Genomic DNA, 14,880 nt, shown 5'->3' on the forward strand with positions numbered 1-14,880 from the left:
GCGCGCGCGGCGGCCGCCTGCGCGGCGGCGGCACGTGCCGCCTCCTCGGCCGCGACGCGCGCGTCCTCGGCGGCCTGCCACGCGGCCTGCGCGTCGACGACGCCCTTCTCGGGCGCCGCGAGACCGGCCGTCACGGTCCGGAGCGTCGTGAGCGAGACGGCCGGTGCACCCACCGCCCCGGACGTCGCGTCGATCGCCTGCTGGAGCGCGCCGCGCGGTCCGTCGCCCGCCTGCGGTGCGGACGCGAGCGTCGCCGACGCGTGCTCGACCGCCGCACGCGCCTGGTCACCGGCCGCCGCGCGCTGCACCGTCGCGATCGCGGCACCCGCCACGACGCCGTCGACGCGGGCGGCCGCGAGCTCGTCGCCCACGCCCGCGCGCACGGCGTCGACGCGGGCCTGCGCGGCACGGGCCGCATCCGCGCGCGCCGCACGCTCCTGCTGCACGGCCCACACGCCGCCCGCGGAGACCAGGACGGCCGCGGCGGTGAGCAGCGCGACGACCTGGCGCCGGTGCGACGGGTACGCGGGCGACGCGGCGTCCGTGGCCGGGGGCTCGCCGGGGTCGCCGTTCGCGGGCGTGCGCTGCTGCGGCACACCGGACGCGGGGACGACCGGGACGGGGCCCGACAGCACGTGACCCGCCTGGGTGGGGATCAGGGGGACCGCGCGTGCAGGTGCCTCGACGGGCGCCGCGGCACCCCCCGCGGGTCGGCCGTCGCGGCCTGCCCCGGTGCCCTGCCGTTCGCTCATGGTCTCCCCCACGTCGTCGCGCCTGCTGGACGCATCGGCACGTGCAGCCTCCGACGTGAGGCTGCGTGTCGCAATCGGTGGCACATATGGCCAGATGTCCTGCACATCCGTGCATTTACGGCGATCAGGGCACGGTCGTCCCGATGGACCACGATGGTTGCGTGGACCCCGACCGGCTCGACTCCCTCGACCGCGCCATCCTGCGCGCGCTCGCACGCGACGCCCGCGCGACGTTCGCCCAGGTCGGGGCGGAGGTCTCGCTCTCGGCACCCGCCGTCAAACGACGCGTCGACCGGCTGCGCGAGCGCGGCGTGATCCGCGGCTGGACCGTGCAGCTCGACCCCGCCGCGCTGGGCTGGCACACCGAGGCGTTCGTCGAGATCTTCTGCCAGGGCTCCACGAGCCCCGCGACCATGCGCACGGCCGTCGAGCGCTACCCCGAGGTCGTCACCGCGTCGACCGTGACGGGCGACGTCGACCTCGTCGTGCAGGTCCGCGCACGGGACATGCGGCACCTCGAGGAGGTCGTCGAGCGGCTCGCCGCCGAGCCGTTCGTGGCGCGCACCCGCTCGACGGTCGTCCTGTCGGCACTCGTGCGCCGACCCGACGCCGTGCCCGCGACCGCGGTCGCCGCGCCGGACGCGCCCCGGGACGTCTGACCCCGGACCGCGCTCGACCTCAGCCCGCGGCCGGGTCCTCGCAACGCGTCGTCACGACCATCACCGGGCACCGCGCGTGGTGCAGCACGGCCTGGCTCGTCGAGCCCAGCAGCAGCCCGGCGAACCCGCCCCGACCGCGCGACCCCACGACGATGAGGTCGGTGGCCTCCGAGAACTCCGTGAGCAGCTCCGCGCCTGTGCCGTCCAGCACGCGCCGCTGCACCACGACGCCCGGGTGCCCGGCCAGCGCGCGGTCGACGACCACGTCGAGGCCCTCCTGCGCGTCGCTCAGGACCTGCTCGTGGTCGACCGCCGACGGGAGCCACGCGAGGGCACCCGCCATCGACGCGATCGGCACGCCCGACACCGCGAACAGCTCGGCACCCCACGCGGCGGCCTCGCGGATCGCCGCGCGCAGCGCCGCCTCGGCGGGCGCCGACCCGTCGACGCCCACGACGATGCGCCGCACGGGACGCAGCGGCGGGACCTCCCCGTCGGGCAGCGGGTGCCCGTCGTCGCCCCGCAGCGGGACGACGACCGTCGGGCACCAGCCGTGCGCCGGCAGCGCCGACGACACGGTGCCCAGCAGCCGGTCGGCGAAGCCGCCGCGGCCCCGCGTGCCGACGACCGCGAGCTCGACGCGTCGCGACTCCTCGACCAGCGCCGCCGCCGCGTCGCCCGTGACGACACGCCCCTGCACGGGGACCCCCGGCGAGCCGAGGTGGCCCAGCGCCTCGTCGAGCACGGCCTGCGCACCCGCGCGGATGGTGTCGTCGTCGAGCGCGGCGTAGCCTCCGTCGAGGGACGCGGCGGTGAACGACGGCAACGAGTAGGCGACGAGCACGCGCAGCCCCAGGCCGCGGGTCCGCGCCTCGGCGGCGGCCCAGTCGAGCGCGTGCAGGCTCGCCGTGGACCCGTCGACCCCCACGAGGATCTCGTGCTCGCGCGTCATGTCGCCCTCCTGCGTCGCGTGCGGCGCCCCGGTGCGCCCGATGGTCCGGCCCTGCCATCGTGGCACAGGGCGCGGCGCCCGACGGCACCGGGTCCGCGCGGGTCGCGCGTCAGGCGACGAGGTACGGCGACCACGCCGGCTCGGGCCGCCCGGCGGCGCCGCCGACCGTGACGGACCAGCGCGGGGCGCGCGGCAGGAAGGGCAGCTCCCAGCCGAGCTCGTGCAGCGTGCGGTCGGCCTTGCGGTGGTTGCAGCGCCGGCACGCCGCGACGACGTTGGTCCACTCGTGCCGGCCGCCGCGCGAGCGCGGGTGCACGTGGTCCACGGTGTCGGCGCCGCCCCCGCAGTACGCGCAGCGGTGGTCGTCGCGCTGCAGGACCGTGCGCCGCGTCGGCGGCACGGGACGCCGCGTGGGCACGCGCACGTACCGCGTGAGCACCAGCACGACGGGTGCGGGCATCTGGACGCGCGCGGAGTGCAGCACGTGGCCGTCGGACTCCAGGACGGTCGCCTTGCCGGTCATGACGAGCACCACCGCGCGGTGCAGCGTGACGATGCAGAGCGGTTCGCCGCTCGCGTTGAGCAGCAGCGTCCGCGCGGGCACGTCCGCGCGCGCGTCGGTGCGGGGGGCCTGGTCGGCGGCGGTCGTCAGCACGGTGCACTCCCGGTGGTCGGACCGGCTGGCTGCCGGCCGTGGGCGAGGAACAGCGTGAATGCCGGACCAGCGTACGCGCACGTCCTTTGCGGCCCGGGAGAACGCGACGAGGCCCCGACGACGTGGACGTCGTCGGGGCCTCGCGGCATCGGACCGGCTCAGCCGATCCGGATGAACGTGGGGTTGCTCTGCCAGATCGACCGGAACTGGATCGTCTTGCCCGGTCGAGGGGCGTCGATCATCTGGTTGCCACCGGCGTAGATGCCGATGTGGCCGGGGCTCCAGATCAGGTCGCCCGGCTGGGCGTCGGCGCGGGAGACGACCTGGCCGGCGTTGCGCTGGGCGGACGAGGTCCGCGGCAGCGAGATGCCGAGCTGGGCGTACACGTACGACGTGAAGCCCGAGCAGTCGAACCCGTCGGGCGTCGAGCCGCCCGAGACGTACGGGACGCCGACGTAGCGCGCCGCGACCTCGAGCACCGCGTTGCCGGAGACCGACTGCGGGATCGGGTTGTTGGTCGCCTGCGTCTGCGCCGCGGGGGTCGCGGCCGCACGCTCGGCCGTGCGGGACGCCGTCCGCGTGCGGACCGGCTCCGGCGGCGGCGGCGGGGCCGGCTTCTCGGCCGTGACGGCCGGTGCGTCGACCGTGAACACGGCCTCGGCGGGCGACGCGACCACGGGGGACGTGTTGAGGACCGCACGCGCGGAGGCCGTGAGGGCGGCCGTGTCGACGGCGGCGAGCGCGGGGGCGGCGACGTGGTCCGCGGCGGTCGCGGGGACCGCGACCATCGAGACCATGAGACCCGACGAGGCCGCGACGACGGCGGTACGCCGACCGACGGTCCCCATCTGCTCCGACGCGGCGGAGGCCAGCTCGGTGAGCGGCGTCGAAGGACGACGCGCGGCGCGGTGTCGCGCCCGGGTGGTGCTTTCGGACAACGTGGTGCCTCTCCTGGCGCCTACGAGGTGAGCTGTCGGGTTCGGGTGGGAGATCACCCGGCCGGTCGTCCGCCACGGCCACCCGCACCTTCGTGCGTGCTGCCGTACCGTCCGCCCGGCTTCACCCCAAGGGCACCGTCACCGGTACCCGCAAAGTGGTTCCCCCGCCCCTGCCGGCGAGTCGTACGGACCTGCGAGCGGCGGCAGGGTTCGGCGTTCCGCTCGAGGGCTCCACGGAGGAGGGTTCCGAGAAGCAGGACGAACGTACATGACCCCCGGCGCGATTGTCACGCTCTGGTCACGAAGATCTCGGGGAGGTCATGGACCGACGTCCGACACGCCGCGCGACACGCCAGGCCAACCTTCGAGTCGTCGACACCTGACGCGCGCACGTCGACGGCGGCACGACGGCGCGACGAGGGCGGCCCCGCGCCGGTCCGGTGCAGGGCCGCCCTCGTGGGTCCCGACGGGTCGACGACCTGCGCGACGGGCACCGCCCGCGCGCGGGCTCAGACCCCGACGAAGATGTGGCGCGCGACGTCCTCGGGCAGGTCCAGGACCGTGCCGGAGCCCGCGACGCCGACCGTCACGACGCCCGCCACGCGCTCGACCGTGATGTGCGCACCCGGCTGCACGCCCGCCTCGGCGAGCCGCGCGAGCAGCTCGACGTCGACCTGCAGCGGCTCGGCGATGCGCGCCACGACCGCGGTGCCGCCGGCGGCGGCCCGCTCGCCGGTGAGCGGCACGACGCCGTCGAGGAACCGCACCTCGGTGCGCGCCTCCCCGATCTCGTCGAGCCCGGGGATCGGGTTGCCGTACGGGTCGAAGTGCGGATGGTCGAGCAGCGCCACGAGCCGCTGCTCGACGCGCTCGCTCATGACGTGCTCCCAGCGGCACGCCTCCTCGTGGACGTGGGGCCAGTCCAGGCCGATGACGTCGGTGAGGAGCCGCTCGGCGAGGCGGTGCTTGCGCATGACGCGCACGGCCTTCGACTGGCCGTCGGGCGTGAGCTCCAGGTGCCGGTCCCCCGTGACGACCACGAGGCCGTCGCGCTCCATGCGGGCGACGGTCTGCGAGACCGTCGGGCCGGAGTGCCCGAGCCGCTCGGCGATGCGCGCACGCAGCGGGGTGATGCCTTCCTCGGTGAGCTCGTAGATCGTCTTGAGATACATCTCGGTCGTGTCGATCAGGTCGCTCACCGCTCGGCCTCCCACGTCGCGTGCCACGGCCCGTGCTGCGGGACCGCCTCAGGTGCCCAGGGTAGTCGGACCCGCCCACGTGAACGGGCTGCGGGCCGCAGGTCGGGCGTCGTTATCCTCGCCTCGTGCCCGCCGCCGACGCCCTCGCCCGTGTGACGATCCCCGCCGACCTCCTGCCGCGCGACGGCCGGTTCGGGTCCGGCCCCTCGCTCGTGCGCCCCGAGCAGGTCGAGGCGCTGGCCGCGGTCGGGCGCACGGTGCTGGGCACGTCGCACCGGCAGGCCGCCGTGCGGGACGTCGTGGCGCGCGTGCGCTCGGGCCTCGCGACGCTGTTCGACCTGCCCGACGGCTACGAGGTCGTGCTGGGCAACGGCGGCTCGACCGCGTTCTGGGACGTCGCCACGCTGTGCCTCGTGGAGCGCCGCGCCGCGCACGCGCAGTTCGGCGAGTTCGGCGCCAAGTTCGCCGCCGCGACCACGCGCGCGCCGTTCCTCGAGCCGTCGCACGTCGTGTCGGCACCGGCCGGCGAGGTCGCGGTCCCCGCGTTCGTCGACGGCGCCGACACGTACGCCTGGCCGCACAACGAGACGTCGACGGGCGTGATCGCGCCCGTGCGGCGCGTGCCGGGGTCGCGCGAGTCCGGTGCGCTCGTGGTCGTCGACGGCACGTCGTCGGCCGGCGGCACCACGCTCGACGTCGCGCAGACCGACGTCTACTACTTCGCGCCGCAGAAGTCGTTCGCGTCGGACGGCGGGCTGTGGCTCGCGCTCGCGTCACCCGCGGCCGTCGAGCGCGCCGCGCGCGTCGAGGCGTCGGGCCGCTGGGTGCCCGAGTTCCTGTCCTTCACGACCGCGGTCACCAACTCGCGCGCCGAGCAGACCCTCAACACGCCCGCGGTCGCGACGCTCGTGCTGCTGGCCGAGCAGGTCGAGTGGATGCTCGCGCACGGCGGGCTCGCGTGGGCCGCGGCCCGCACCGCCGAGTCGTCGGGGCACCTGTACGCGTGGGCCGAGAGCCGCGACTGGGCGACGCCGTTCGTCGCCGACCCCGCGCTGCGCTCGCCGGTCGTGGGGACCGTGGACCTCGCGCCCGAGATCGACGCACCGACCGTGACGGCCGTGCTGCGCCGGCACGGCGTGGTGGACATCGAGCCGTACCGCAAGCTGGGCCGCAACCAGCTGCGCGTCGGCATGTACCCCGCGGTCGACCCGCAGGACGTGCGCGCGCTCACGGCGTGCGTCGACCACGTGGTCGCGCAGCTCGTCTGACCCGCCGGCAGGACGACACGACGGAGCCCGGCACCGTGCGGTGCCGGGCTCCGTCGCGTCAGGCGCGACCCGCGCGTCAGGCGCGACGACGGCGTGCGACCAGCACCCCGGCCGCGCCGGCCAGCACCAGGCCCGCCCCGACCAGGACGACCGGTCCCGCGGTCGCCCCCGTGGCGGACAGCACCTCGGCACGGACGCGCGGCCCGGCCGCCGACGCGACGTCGCCGCCGGCGACGAGCACGTCGGACCGCTCGGGCGACGTGAGGCAGCTCGCCGAGGACTGCGGGTACGTGGTGACGGCCGACGCGGTCGGGTTGACGTGGAAGTCGACCTGGACCGAGCCGCGCGCCCAGTCGTACTCGTCGCCCTCGACCCAGCGGCCGCCCTCGAGACGCCAGCCCGGCCAGTCGACCCCGCGCCCCGACGCGTCGGTCACGGCGCCGGGCCACGGCACCGACCCGGACAGCGGCTGGTCGGCGTAGACGACGTCCGGCCCGCCGGTCGGGTTGACGAACGTGATCGTGACGGTGCGGTGGTCGGTGCCCACGGGGTCCAGCGCGTACTGCAGGCGCGGGACGTCGGCGTCGCACACGGCGCTCAGCGCCGCGACGTCGACCTCGCAGGGCAGCTCGGCCCCGTAGTCGTCGGTGCCGCGCGTGCAGTCGTCGGCCGCGGCGACGTCGCCCGGGGCGGCGGTGGCGACCGTCGGGGCGAGCCCGGTCAGGAGCAGGAGAAGGCCTGCGACGGCGCAGACCCGGACGGACGTGCGCATGGCTGCCTCCCGAGACGGGGTGAGAAGAAACGGACAATTCGGGACCATCTTCGCGCGTCGAGAGCCCCTGGCCTACTCCTGGACGGGTGATTCGGACGTCTCGGGCGTCTTTCACCCGTCCGGGCGTGGTCGACCGGTCAGGAGGGGCACCGGAAGGTCGCCGCACCGGGCGACGTCACGGTCGGCGTGGTCCACAGCGTCACGGCCCCGTCGTGCAGCGGCAGGTCGACCGCGAGCTCCTGGGTCGCCCCGGGCGCGAGCCGGGACGCGACCTGCACGACGACGCGACCGTCGGCGCGCGTCACGCGGCCCGTGGCCGGTGCGCCGTCCCGCCGGACCACGAGCGGCTCGCCGTCGCGCCCCGACCACGCCGACACCGACGTCAGGAGCGTCCCGGGCGCGACACCCTCGCCCGGCGCGCCGACGACGACCGGCAACGCCGACGCGACGGCGCCCGGCGGCTCGAGGTGCAGGCGCACGACCGCCGTCACGAAGGGGTCCGGCCCCACGCAGCGGGCGTCACGGAACGTCACGTCGGCGTCGAGGTAGGCGCCGAGCTTGCCCTGGGTCGCGTCGTCGAGGAAGAGGCCGGGGTCGTCGGCGAACGGGCCCGACGTGAACGCTCCCCCGGCGACCGTCGCCGCCAGGACGCGCTGCTCGTCGGCACGCGCCGACCAGACGCGCAGCCGCCGCTCGTCGACCGCGCGCCGCCCGGCGGCGAGCAGGCGCTGCGGGTCGCCCTGCCCGGCCCCGACCGCCGCCACGACGTTCGACGCGACGTGCGCGAAGTACGCGTCGGAGGCCTCCGCCCCCGGGTGCCGCACGTACGCGTCACGCAGCAGGGCCCGGACGAGGCCGTCGCCCGCGAGCGTCCCGCCGTCGGGGTCGGGCACGGGGCCCGTGGCGTCGACCAGCGCCGCGACGGCGACCGGGTCGGTGCCGAGCACGCCGTCCACCGGGTCGCCCGACACGGTGGCCCAGTGGGCCGCCACGAGCGCCGCTGTGCGCGGGAAGTCGGGGGTCGAGGACGCGTTCTGCACCCACCGGCCCAGGCCGTCGCCCCACAGCGCGCGCTCCTCGTCGCTCAGCGGCAGCACGGGGTCGCGCACGCCGCGCAGGTCGGCCGTGGTGCGGATCGCCACGACGTCGACGGCGCCGTCGGCCACGCGCACCTCGACGACCGCACCCACGATGCCGCCCGCCGCGCGCAGCTCGGCCGGGTTGAGCGCGAGCACCAGGTACGTGCGCGGCCCGTCGGCCCCGAGCATCGCGGGCAGCACGCCCGCCACGCGCGCCGCGGGGCCGACCGCGCGGTCCAGGCGGTCCACGGCGTCCTGCGCCTGCCGCACCGGGTCCGCGAGGGGCCCGACGAGGGCGTCGGGCTCCACGCGGTCGAGCCGCTCGCGCGCCGCGGAGACCGCGCCCGCGGTGTCCGCCACGCGCGTCGCCACCGCGCCGAGCGCCGCCAGGTCGAACCGGCCGTCGGCCCCGCGGGCGCCGCCGTCGAGCAGGACGGCGAGGTCGTCGGCCGCGGGCAGCGCGCCGGCGACGACGTCGTCGAGCGAGGTCGCGACGACGCGCACGGCCGCGAGCTGGTCCCCGAGCCACGGGACGTGCTCGGCGAGCCGCCACACGGGGTCCTCGGCGGCGGCCGCGGCCCGGGACGTCGCGGCGTGCAGGTCCGTGAGGTCCGCGGCGGACGTGAGCGCCGCGGCGTCGAGGTCGACGCCCGCGAGCTGCCGCCGCGCGTCCTGCAGCGCCGTCGCCGCCTGCCACGCGCGGAAGCCGACCCACGCACCCGCGAGCACCACCAGCAGGAGCAGCCCGGCGAGCGCGCGCCGCACGGTCCGCCCCCGGTGCGGGCGCGGGGTCCCGCCCGCCTGCGGCGGCCGGAGCGGAGGGGCGGCCTCGGCGGGCCGGCCCGTCACCGTCGGCGTCACGTCCATGCGTGGATCGTGACACAGCACGCTTTCCGGACATGTCGGGCGTGGCGGCTTTCACCCCGCAGTTCGCCCGGTCGGACCACGGCGCCCCGCGTGCGACGCCGTGGCGTCAGGCGGCGTGCTGCGCGTCCGCGGCGTCCTGCGCGGCCACGCGCTGCGACGCCCGCGCCCGGTCCGCCGGGTGCAGCACCTGCAGGTGCGGCCGTGCGCCCACGCGGTAGCGCACGCGCACGTCCCAGCGCCTGCGCGCCCACCACGCCGCACCGACCGACACGAGGAGCGCCGTGATCGAGCCGATGCCGATCGACCAGCGGGCCCCGAACGTCTCGCCGATCCACCCGACGACCGGCGACCCCACGGGCGTCGCCCCGAGGAACACGATCATGTAGAGCGACATCACCCGGCCGCGCATCGCCGGGTCGGTCGACATCTGGATGCTCGAGTTCGCCGCCGTCATCATCGTGAGCGACGCGAGGCCGACGGGGATGCAGGCGACCGCGAACGACGTGTACGTCGGCATCAGCGCGAGCACGCCCGTCGCGACCCCGAACCCGAACGCCGCGCCGATCACGAGGCGCACGCGCGGGCGGTCGCGCCGGGCCGCGAGCAGCGCACCGGTGAGCGAGCCGATCGCGAGCACCGAGCCGAGCACGCCGTACTCCTGCGCGCCCCGCCCGAACTCGGTGCGCGCCATGAGCGCGCTCGTGAGCTGGAAGTTCAGCCCGAAGGTCGAGACCACGCCGACGACGACCATGATGACGAGGATGTCGGACCGGTTGCGCACGTAGGCGATGCCCTCGCGGATCTGCCCCTTGGCCCGCGGCGCGTGCGGCATCGGGTAGAGCTCGGACCGGCGCATGAGCGCGAGCGAGCCGATGGTCGCGGCGAACGTCGCCGCGTTGATGACGAACACCCAGCCGCTGCCGACGGCCGCGATGAGCAGGCCCGCGAGCCCCGGTCCGATGAGCCGTGCCGCGTTGAAGGACGCGCTGTTGAGGCCGACGGCGTTCGAGAGCCGCGACTGCGGCACGAGCTCGGCGACGAAGGTCTGCCGCACGGGCGCGTCGATCGCCGTCACGACCCCGAGCAGGCCCGCGAACGCGTACACGTGCCACAGCTGCGCGTGCCCGGACAGCACCAGGGCACCGAGGCCCGCCGCGAGCGCGCCCTGCGCGACCTGCGTGAGCACGAGCAGCTTGCGCCGGTCGAACCGGTCGGCGAGCAGGCCCGCCCACGCGGACAGCACGAGCGTCGGCGCGAACTGCAGCGCGGTCGTGATGCCGACGGCGACGCCCGACTCGTCCGAGAGCTCGGTGAGGACGAGCCAGTCCTGCGCGACGCGCTGCATCCAGGTGCCGACGTTCGCCACGAGGGCGCCGGCGAACCAGAAGCGGTAGTTGCGGTACGACAGGGACGAGAACGTGGAGCTCACGACGCGGCGATCCTCCGGAGCAGGTCGGACGCCGCGACGAGGGTCGCGCGCTCGGCCGCCGTCAGCCCGGCGAGGCGGGCGGACAGCCAGGCGTCGCGGCGGCGGCGGGTCTCGGTGACCTCGCCCTCGCCCTGCGGCGTGAGGGACACGACGACCTGGCGGCCGTCGGTGGGGTGCTCGTCCTTGCGCACGAGCCCGCGCTCGACGAGGCAGTTGACGGTGCGGGTCATGGCGGGCGCGGCGATGCGCTCGTGCTCGGCGAGGCGCCCGGGGGTCATGGGGCCCTCGCGCAGGAGGATCGCGAGGACGTTGAACTGGGGGTCGGACAGGCCCGCGTCGCCGCGTTCGCCCTTGAGCCGGCGGGTGGTGCGGCCGAGCGTGACGCGCAGCTCGGTGGCGAGCGCGAGGTCCGGGTGCACGGCCGCGTGGGCGTCGGGAGCGGCGAGCCCGGCGGACTGCGGGGGATCCGGTGCGAAGGTCACAGGTCATTACTTTACATCATTACCTGCAGTCACGACCTGCCGTGGACCCGCCTTGCGCCCGCACCCGTCGGTGCGGAACAGTCGGACGATGGGGAGGGAATCGTGACGAAGGGCTCGGACTGGGACGTCGCGAGCGACGCCCTGGCGGTCGAGCGCCTGCTGGCGTCGTCGACCGACCCCGTGACGCACCGCGCCACGCCCGTCTCGCTCGGCTCCGAGTGCGACCGCATCCGCAGCGAGTCCGCCGTGCTCACCGTCGTGGCCCTCGGCTTCGACACGCCCACCACGCGCGCGCTGCCCGGCCGCGCGCGCGGCCTCGACGCCGCCGAGCGGGTCCTGTGCCGCGACCTCGAACGGTGGGCCGACCGCGCGGGGTCGGTCGTCGCGATCGGCGAGGCCGCCGCGGCCGCCCTCGTCGTGTCGACCCCCGAGGACGCCCGCACGCTGCGCGCGCGCCTGCCCGAGCTGCACGCCCAGCTGGACCGGGCCGCTGGCCCCGCCCCGCTCGTCACGACGGCGCAGGGGCCCGCGCGCGACTCGTCCGACGTCGTCGCACGCGCCGTCGAGCGGATGGTCGCACCGCGCGGCTCGCTGCCCGCGCAGGACCCCTGGGCCGACCTGCGCGCGACCCGTCGCCCGCTGTGGGACGCCACGACCGGCGCGCGCTTCGGCACGCAGGTGCGGCTGCACGCCTACGGCGCCGACGGGCCCCACGCCGAACGCGCCGAGGGGCTCCTCGCCGTGACCCGGTCCCCCCGGTTCGCGGACGCCGCCGTCGCGACGAGCGAGGCCGTCGCCCGGGTCGTCGTGCCCGACGTCGACGACGGACCCGTCGTGTGGGACGCGACCGCCGTGCTGTCCGGCACCGGCCCGGCGCGCGGCGCGCTCGTCCAGGCGCTCCTCGACCGCTGCCCGCCGGACGTGTGGGTGGGCGTCGCCGCCTGGCTCGCCGACCTCCCCGAGGTCGTCGAGGCCCTGCGCGCGCTGCGGGCGCGCGGGCACCGCGTGGTGCTCACCGGGTACGGGGCCGGCCGCGAGCCGCTCGTCGCGCTCGACGAGCTGCCCGTCGACGCGCTGCTGCTCGACACGCACCTCGAGCGCGGCGCCCGGCTCGGCGCCGAGGACCACGCGGTGCACGCCGCGGTGCTCGAGCACGCCGCACGCACCGACGTCGTCGCGCTGACCGCCGCCCGCGGCGCGGTCGACCGGCACCGCAGCCCCGCGCCCGCGCGGGCGCCGCGGTGGGCCGACCCGGGCGGCGAGGTGCTGGCGCGGGCCCGCCTGCTGGGCCTGACGCTGCGCGAGACCGCCGTCCTGGTCAACGCGACCCAGGCACCGGCGTCGGGTGCCGCGCGCTGGGACCGCTACGACGTCGCGATGCACTGGGCCCGTGCCTCGTCCTGACGCCGCGCGCGCGCCGCGCCGGTCGCGCCCGGGCCTGGTGGCGACGGGGCTGCTCGTCGGCGCGGCGCTGCTGGGCGGCGGGGCGGTCGCCGCGGCCGCGTTCCGTGACGCGGCGCCACGCCCCTCCTCGTCGCCGCGCACCGCGTCGTCGCCGTGGCCCAGCACGGACCTCGACGCCTACGCGGCGCAGCTGCTCGCGGCCGCGGACGCGGCGCGCACCGCCGCGGGCCTGCCCGCGTGGCAGGCCGCACCGTGCGCGCAGGGCCCGGCCGGCGAGCGCGCCGCCGCCCTGGTCGGGGCCGATCTCGAGCACGCGCCGCTCGGGCCCGTGCTCGCGGCGTGCGCGCCCCTGGGCACCGCGGCCGAGAACCTCTCGCGCGCGGCCGCTCCCCCGGCCGACGTCGTCGACGCCTGGCTGGGCTCGGCCGGGCACCGCGCCAACATCGAGGACCCGGCGCTCACGCAGGCCGCCGCCGCGTGCGTGCCCGACGCGGGCCAGGTGCTCTGCTCGCTCGTGCTCGTCGGCCCCTGACCCGCCCGTCGAGGTCGGGGGCCGACGACCGGTCGTCAGGGGCGCCCGAGCGCCCGGTACGTCCACCCGGCGGCACGCCAGGCCGCGGGGTCCAGCACGTTGCGGCCGTCGACGATCGCGCGCCGCGCGACGAGGTCGCCGAGCTCCGCGGGGTCGAGCGCGCGGTACTCCGCCCACTCGGTGGCGAGCACCACGACGTCCGCCTGCTGCACGGCCTCCTGCGCGGAGGACGCGAACTTGATGTCGGGCCACTTCGCGCGCGCGTTCTCGACGGCCTGCGGGTCCGTCACGGTGACCTGCGCACCCTGCAGCTGCATCTGCGCGGCGACGGACAGCGCCGGCGAGTCGCGGACGTCGTCGCTGTCGGGCTTGAACGCGGCGCCGAGCACCGCGATCCGGCGCCCCACGATCGACCCGGCGCTGACCTCCCGCACGAGGTCGACGACGCGCACGCGGCGGCGCATGTTGATCGCGTCGACCTCGCGCAGGAACGACAGCGCCTGGTCGACGCCGAGCTCACCGGCGCGGGCCATGAACGCGCGGATGTCCTTGGGCAGGCAGCCGCCGCCGAAGCCGAGCCCGGCGTTGAGGAAGCGCCGGCCGATGCGCGCGTCGTAGCCGATCGCGTCGGCCAGACGTGTCACGTCGGCGCCCGTCGCCTCGCACAGCTCGGCCATCGCGTTGATGAACGAGATCTTCGTCGCGAGGAACGAGTTGGCGGCGACCTTGACGAGCTGGGCCGTCGCGTAGTCGGTGACGACGAGCGGTGTGCCCTCGGCCAGCGGCGTCGCGTAGACCTCGTCGAGCAGGGCGCGCGCCGCGTCGCCCTCGGGCGTCGGCACGCCCTCCTCCGACGGCAGGCCGTAGACCAGCCGGTCGGGGTGCAGCGTGTCCTGGACCGCGAAGCCCTCGCGCAGGAACTCGGGGTTCCAGACGAGCGTCACGCCCGTGCCGACGAGGCGGCGGGCGAGGTCCTCGGCGGTGCCGACCGGCACGGTCGACTTGCCCGCGACGACGTCGCCGGGCGCGAGGTGCGGCACGAGCGCCTCGAACGCCGACTCGACGTAGGACAGGTCGGCGCGGAACTCGCCGTGCTGCTGGGGCGTCCCGACGCAGAGGAAGTGCACGCGGGCACCCGCGGCGTCGGCCATGTCGGTGCTGAAGGTCAGGCGCCCGGTGTCGCCGACCTCGGCGAGGAGCTCGGGCAGCCCGGGCTCGTAGAACGGGGCCGTGCCGGCCGCGAGGCGGGCGACCTTCCCGGGATCGACGTCGACCCCGACGACGTCGTGGCCGAGGGACGCCATGCTCGCCGCATGGACCGCCCCGAGGTAACCGCAACCGATGACTGAGATACGCACATCGCCCCCCGATGTCGAGTGTCCTCGTGTGCGAGGGTACCGGGATGAACCGGTCAGACCGCCAGTGACGCCCGTCACACTTCGCGCGCGACGCGTCGTCGTGGTCGCGCTCGTCGCCTACCTCGCGGCCGTGGCCGCGGTGACGCTCTCCCCCGCACCTGCGGACGACGGGACGCTCGGCGCGGTGCGGGCGGCCGTCGCGTGGCTCGCCGCGCACGGCCTGCCCGTCACCTACCTCGGCGTCGAGGCGGCGGCGAACGTCGTGATGTTCGTGCCGTTCGGCGTGCTCGTCGGGCTCCTGGTGGCGCGGCCGTGGGCCGTGGTGCTGCTGGGCGCCGCGACGTCGGCGCTCGTCGAGACCGTGCAGCTCGCGCTGCCGACGCGCGTGTCGACCGTGCAGGACGTCGTGATGAACACCCTCGGGGCGGCCGTCGGGGTCGCGGCGCTCGCGCTCGCCGCCCGGGCGCGGGCGCGCCGGGGCGCGTGACGGCCCGCCCGCACGGACGACGACGGGCCGGGACCCCGCGCGGTGCG

At 76.6% G+C, this 14,880-nt stretch carries 15 protein-coding genes and 1 riboswitch; of the genes, 5 read left to right on the top strand and 10 right to left on the bottom strand.

What is annotated here, in order from left to right; genetic code table 11:
• On the bottom strand, positions 1-752 hold a 752-nt coding region (locus tag CS2_RS15120; RefSeq protein WP_156442161.1), incomplete at its 3' end, for a hypothetical protein.
• 161 nt (positions 753-913) lie between these two features.
• On the opposite strand from CS2_RS15120, the gene CS2_RS15125 reads away from it, so the two are divergent.
• Entirely contained in the window at positions 914-1,411 is a 498-nt protein-coding gene (locus tag CS2_RS15125) for an Lrp/AsnC family transcriptional regulator (protein WP_233421209.1), read from the top strand.
• 19 nt (positions 1,412-1,430) lie between these two features.
• On the opposite strand, the gene CS2_RS15130 is transcribed toward CS2_RS15125, so the two are convergent.
• From CS2_RS15130 to CS2_RS15145, 4 genes are all read right to left on the bottom strand, one after another.
• Positions 1,431-2,363, bottom strand: a complete 933-nt coding sequence (locus CS2_RS15130; protein WP_046530180.1) for a universal stress protein — start codon at positions 2,361-2,363, stop codon at positions 1,431-1,433.
• 109 nt (positions 2,364-2,472) lie between these two features.
• Positions 2,473-3,018 carry an HNH endonuclease gene (locus tag CS2_RS15135; RefSeq protein ID WP_082131623.1) on the bottom strand — a complete coding sequence of 182 codons (546 nt, stop codon included), beginning with the start codon at positions 3,016-3,018 and terminating at the stop codon, positions 2,473-2,475.
• Between the two features lie 158 nt (positions 3,019-3,176).
• Positions 3,177-3,956, bottom strand: a complete 780-nt coding sequence (locus tag CS2_RS15140) for a C40 family peptidase (protein WP_046530179.1) — start codon at positions 3,954-3,956, stop codon at positions 3,177-3,179.
• Between the two features lie 3 nt (positions 3,957-3,959).
• Positions 3,960-4,182: riboswitch (cyclic di-AMP (ydaO/yuaA leader) on the bottom strand.
• Between the two features lie 283 nt (positions 4,183-4,465).
• Positions 4,466-5,155 (bottom strand): iron-dependent transcriptional repressor DtxR, encoded by a 690-nt coding sequence (locus CS2_RS15145; protein ID WP_046530178.1) that lies wholly within the window; start codon positions 5,153-5,155, stop codon positions 4,466-4,468.
• Between the two features lie 125 nt (positions 5,156-5,280).
• Here CS2_RS15145 and serC point away from each other — a divergent pair, with 125 nt between their 5' ends.
• Entirely contained in the window at positions 5,281-6,423 is a 1,143-nt protein-coding gene (gene serC / locus CS2_RS15150; protein WP_233421210.1) for a phosphoserine transaminase, read from the top strand.
• A gap of 76 nt (positions 6,424-6,499) precedes the next feature.
• On the opposite strand, the gene CS2_RS15155 is transcribed toward serC, so the two are convergent.
• The 4 genes from CS2_RS15155 to CS2_RS15170 form a co-directional block, all read right to left on the bottom strand.
• Positions 6,500-7,195 carry an LPXTG cell wall anchor domain-containing protein gene (locus CS2_RS15155; protein ID WP_070320611.1) on the bottom strand — a complete coding sequence of 232 codons (696 nt, stop codon included), beginning with the start codon at positions 7,193-7,195 and terminating at the stop codon, positions 6,500-6,502.
• A gap of 137 nt (positions 7,196-7,332) precedes the next feature.
• Positions 7,333-9,141, bottom strand: coding sequence for a DUF4012 domain-containing protein (locus CS2_RS15160; protein ID WP_070320612.1), 1,809 nt, complete (start codon positions 9,139-9,141; stop codon positions 7,333-7,335).
• Positions 9,142-9,247: 106 nt separating this feature from the next.
• The gene (locus CS2_RS15165; RefSeq protein WP_046530176.1) at positions 9,248-10,570 is read right to left on the bottom strand and encodes an MFS transporter; all 1,323 of its coding nucleotides are present in this window, start codon (positions 10,568-10,570) and stop codon (positions 9,248-9,250) included.
• Positions 10,567-11,052 (bottom strand): MarR family winged helix-turn-helix transcriptional regulator, encoded by a 486-nt coding sequence (locus CS2_RS15170; RefSeq protein ID WP_082740274.1) that lies wholly within the window; start codon positions 11,050-11,052, stop codon positions 10,567-10,569. Before CS2_RS15170 ends, CS2_RS15165 begins: the two co-directional genes overlap by 4 nt.
• A 102-nt stretch (positions 11,053-11,154) precedes the next feature.
• Between CS2_RS15170 and CS2_RS15175 the strand changes: the two genes are divergently transcribed.
• Together CS2_RS15175 and CS2_RS15180 are read left to right on the top strand one after the other, a co-directional pair.
• Positions 11,155-12,456, top strand: a complete 1,302-nt coding sequence (locus CS2_RS15175) for an EAL domain-containing protein (RefSeq protein WP_070320613.1) — start codon at positions 11,155-11,157, stop codon at positions 12,454-12,456.
• Positions 12,443-12,988, top strand: coding sequence for a CAP domain-containing protein (locus CS2_RS15180; protein ID WP_070320614.1), 546 nt, complete (start codon positions 12,443-12,445; stop codon positions 12,986-12,988). Before CS2_RS15175 ends, CS2_RS15180 begins: the two co-directional genes overlap by 14 nt.
• Before the next feature lie 35 nt (positions 12,989-13,023).
• On the opposite strand, the gene CS2_RS15185 is transcribed toward CS2_RS15180, so the two are convergent.
• Positions 13,024-14,346 carry a UDP-glucose dehydrogenase family protein gene (locus CS2_RS15185; protein WP_070320615.1) on the bottom strand — a complete coding sequence of 441 codons (1,323 nt, stop codon included), beginning with the start codon at positions 14,344-14,346 and terminating at the stop codon, positions 13,024-13,026.
• 64 nt (positions 14,347-14,410) lie between these two features.
• On the opposite strand from CS2_RS15185, the gene CS2_RS15190 reads away from it, so the two are divergent.
• Positions 14,411-14,833: a VanZ family protein gene (locus CS2_RS15190; RefSeq protein WP_070320616.1), complete on the top strand. Its 423-nt coding sequence runs from the start codon at positions 14,411-14,413 to the stop codon at positions 14,831-14,833.
• Positions 14,834-14,880 lie beyond the last annotated feature (47 nt).

The sequence above is a fragment of the Cellulomonas iranensis NBRC 101100 = JCM 18110 genome (assembly GCF_001552375.1).
GTDB lineage: Bacteria > Actinomycetota > Actinomycetes > Actinomycetales > Cellulomonadaceae > Cellulomonas > Cellulomonas iranensis.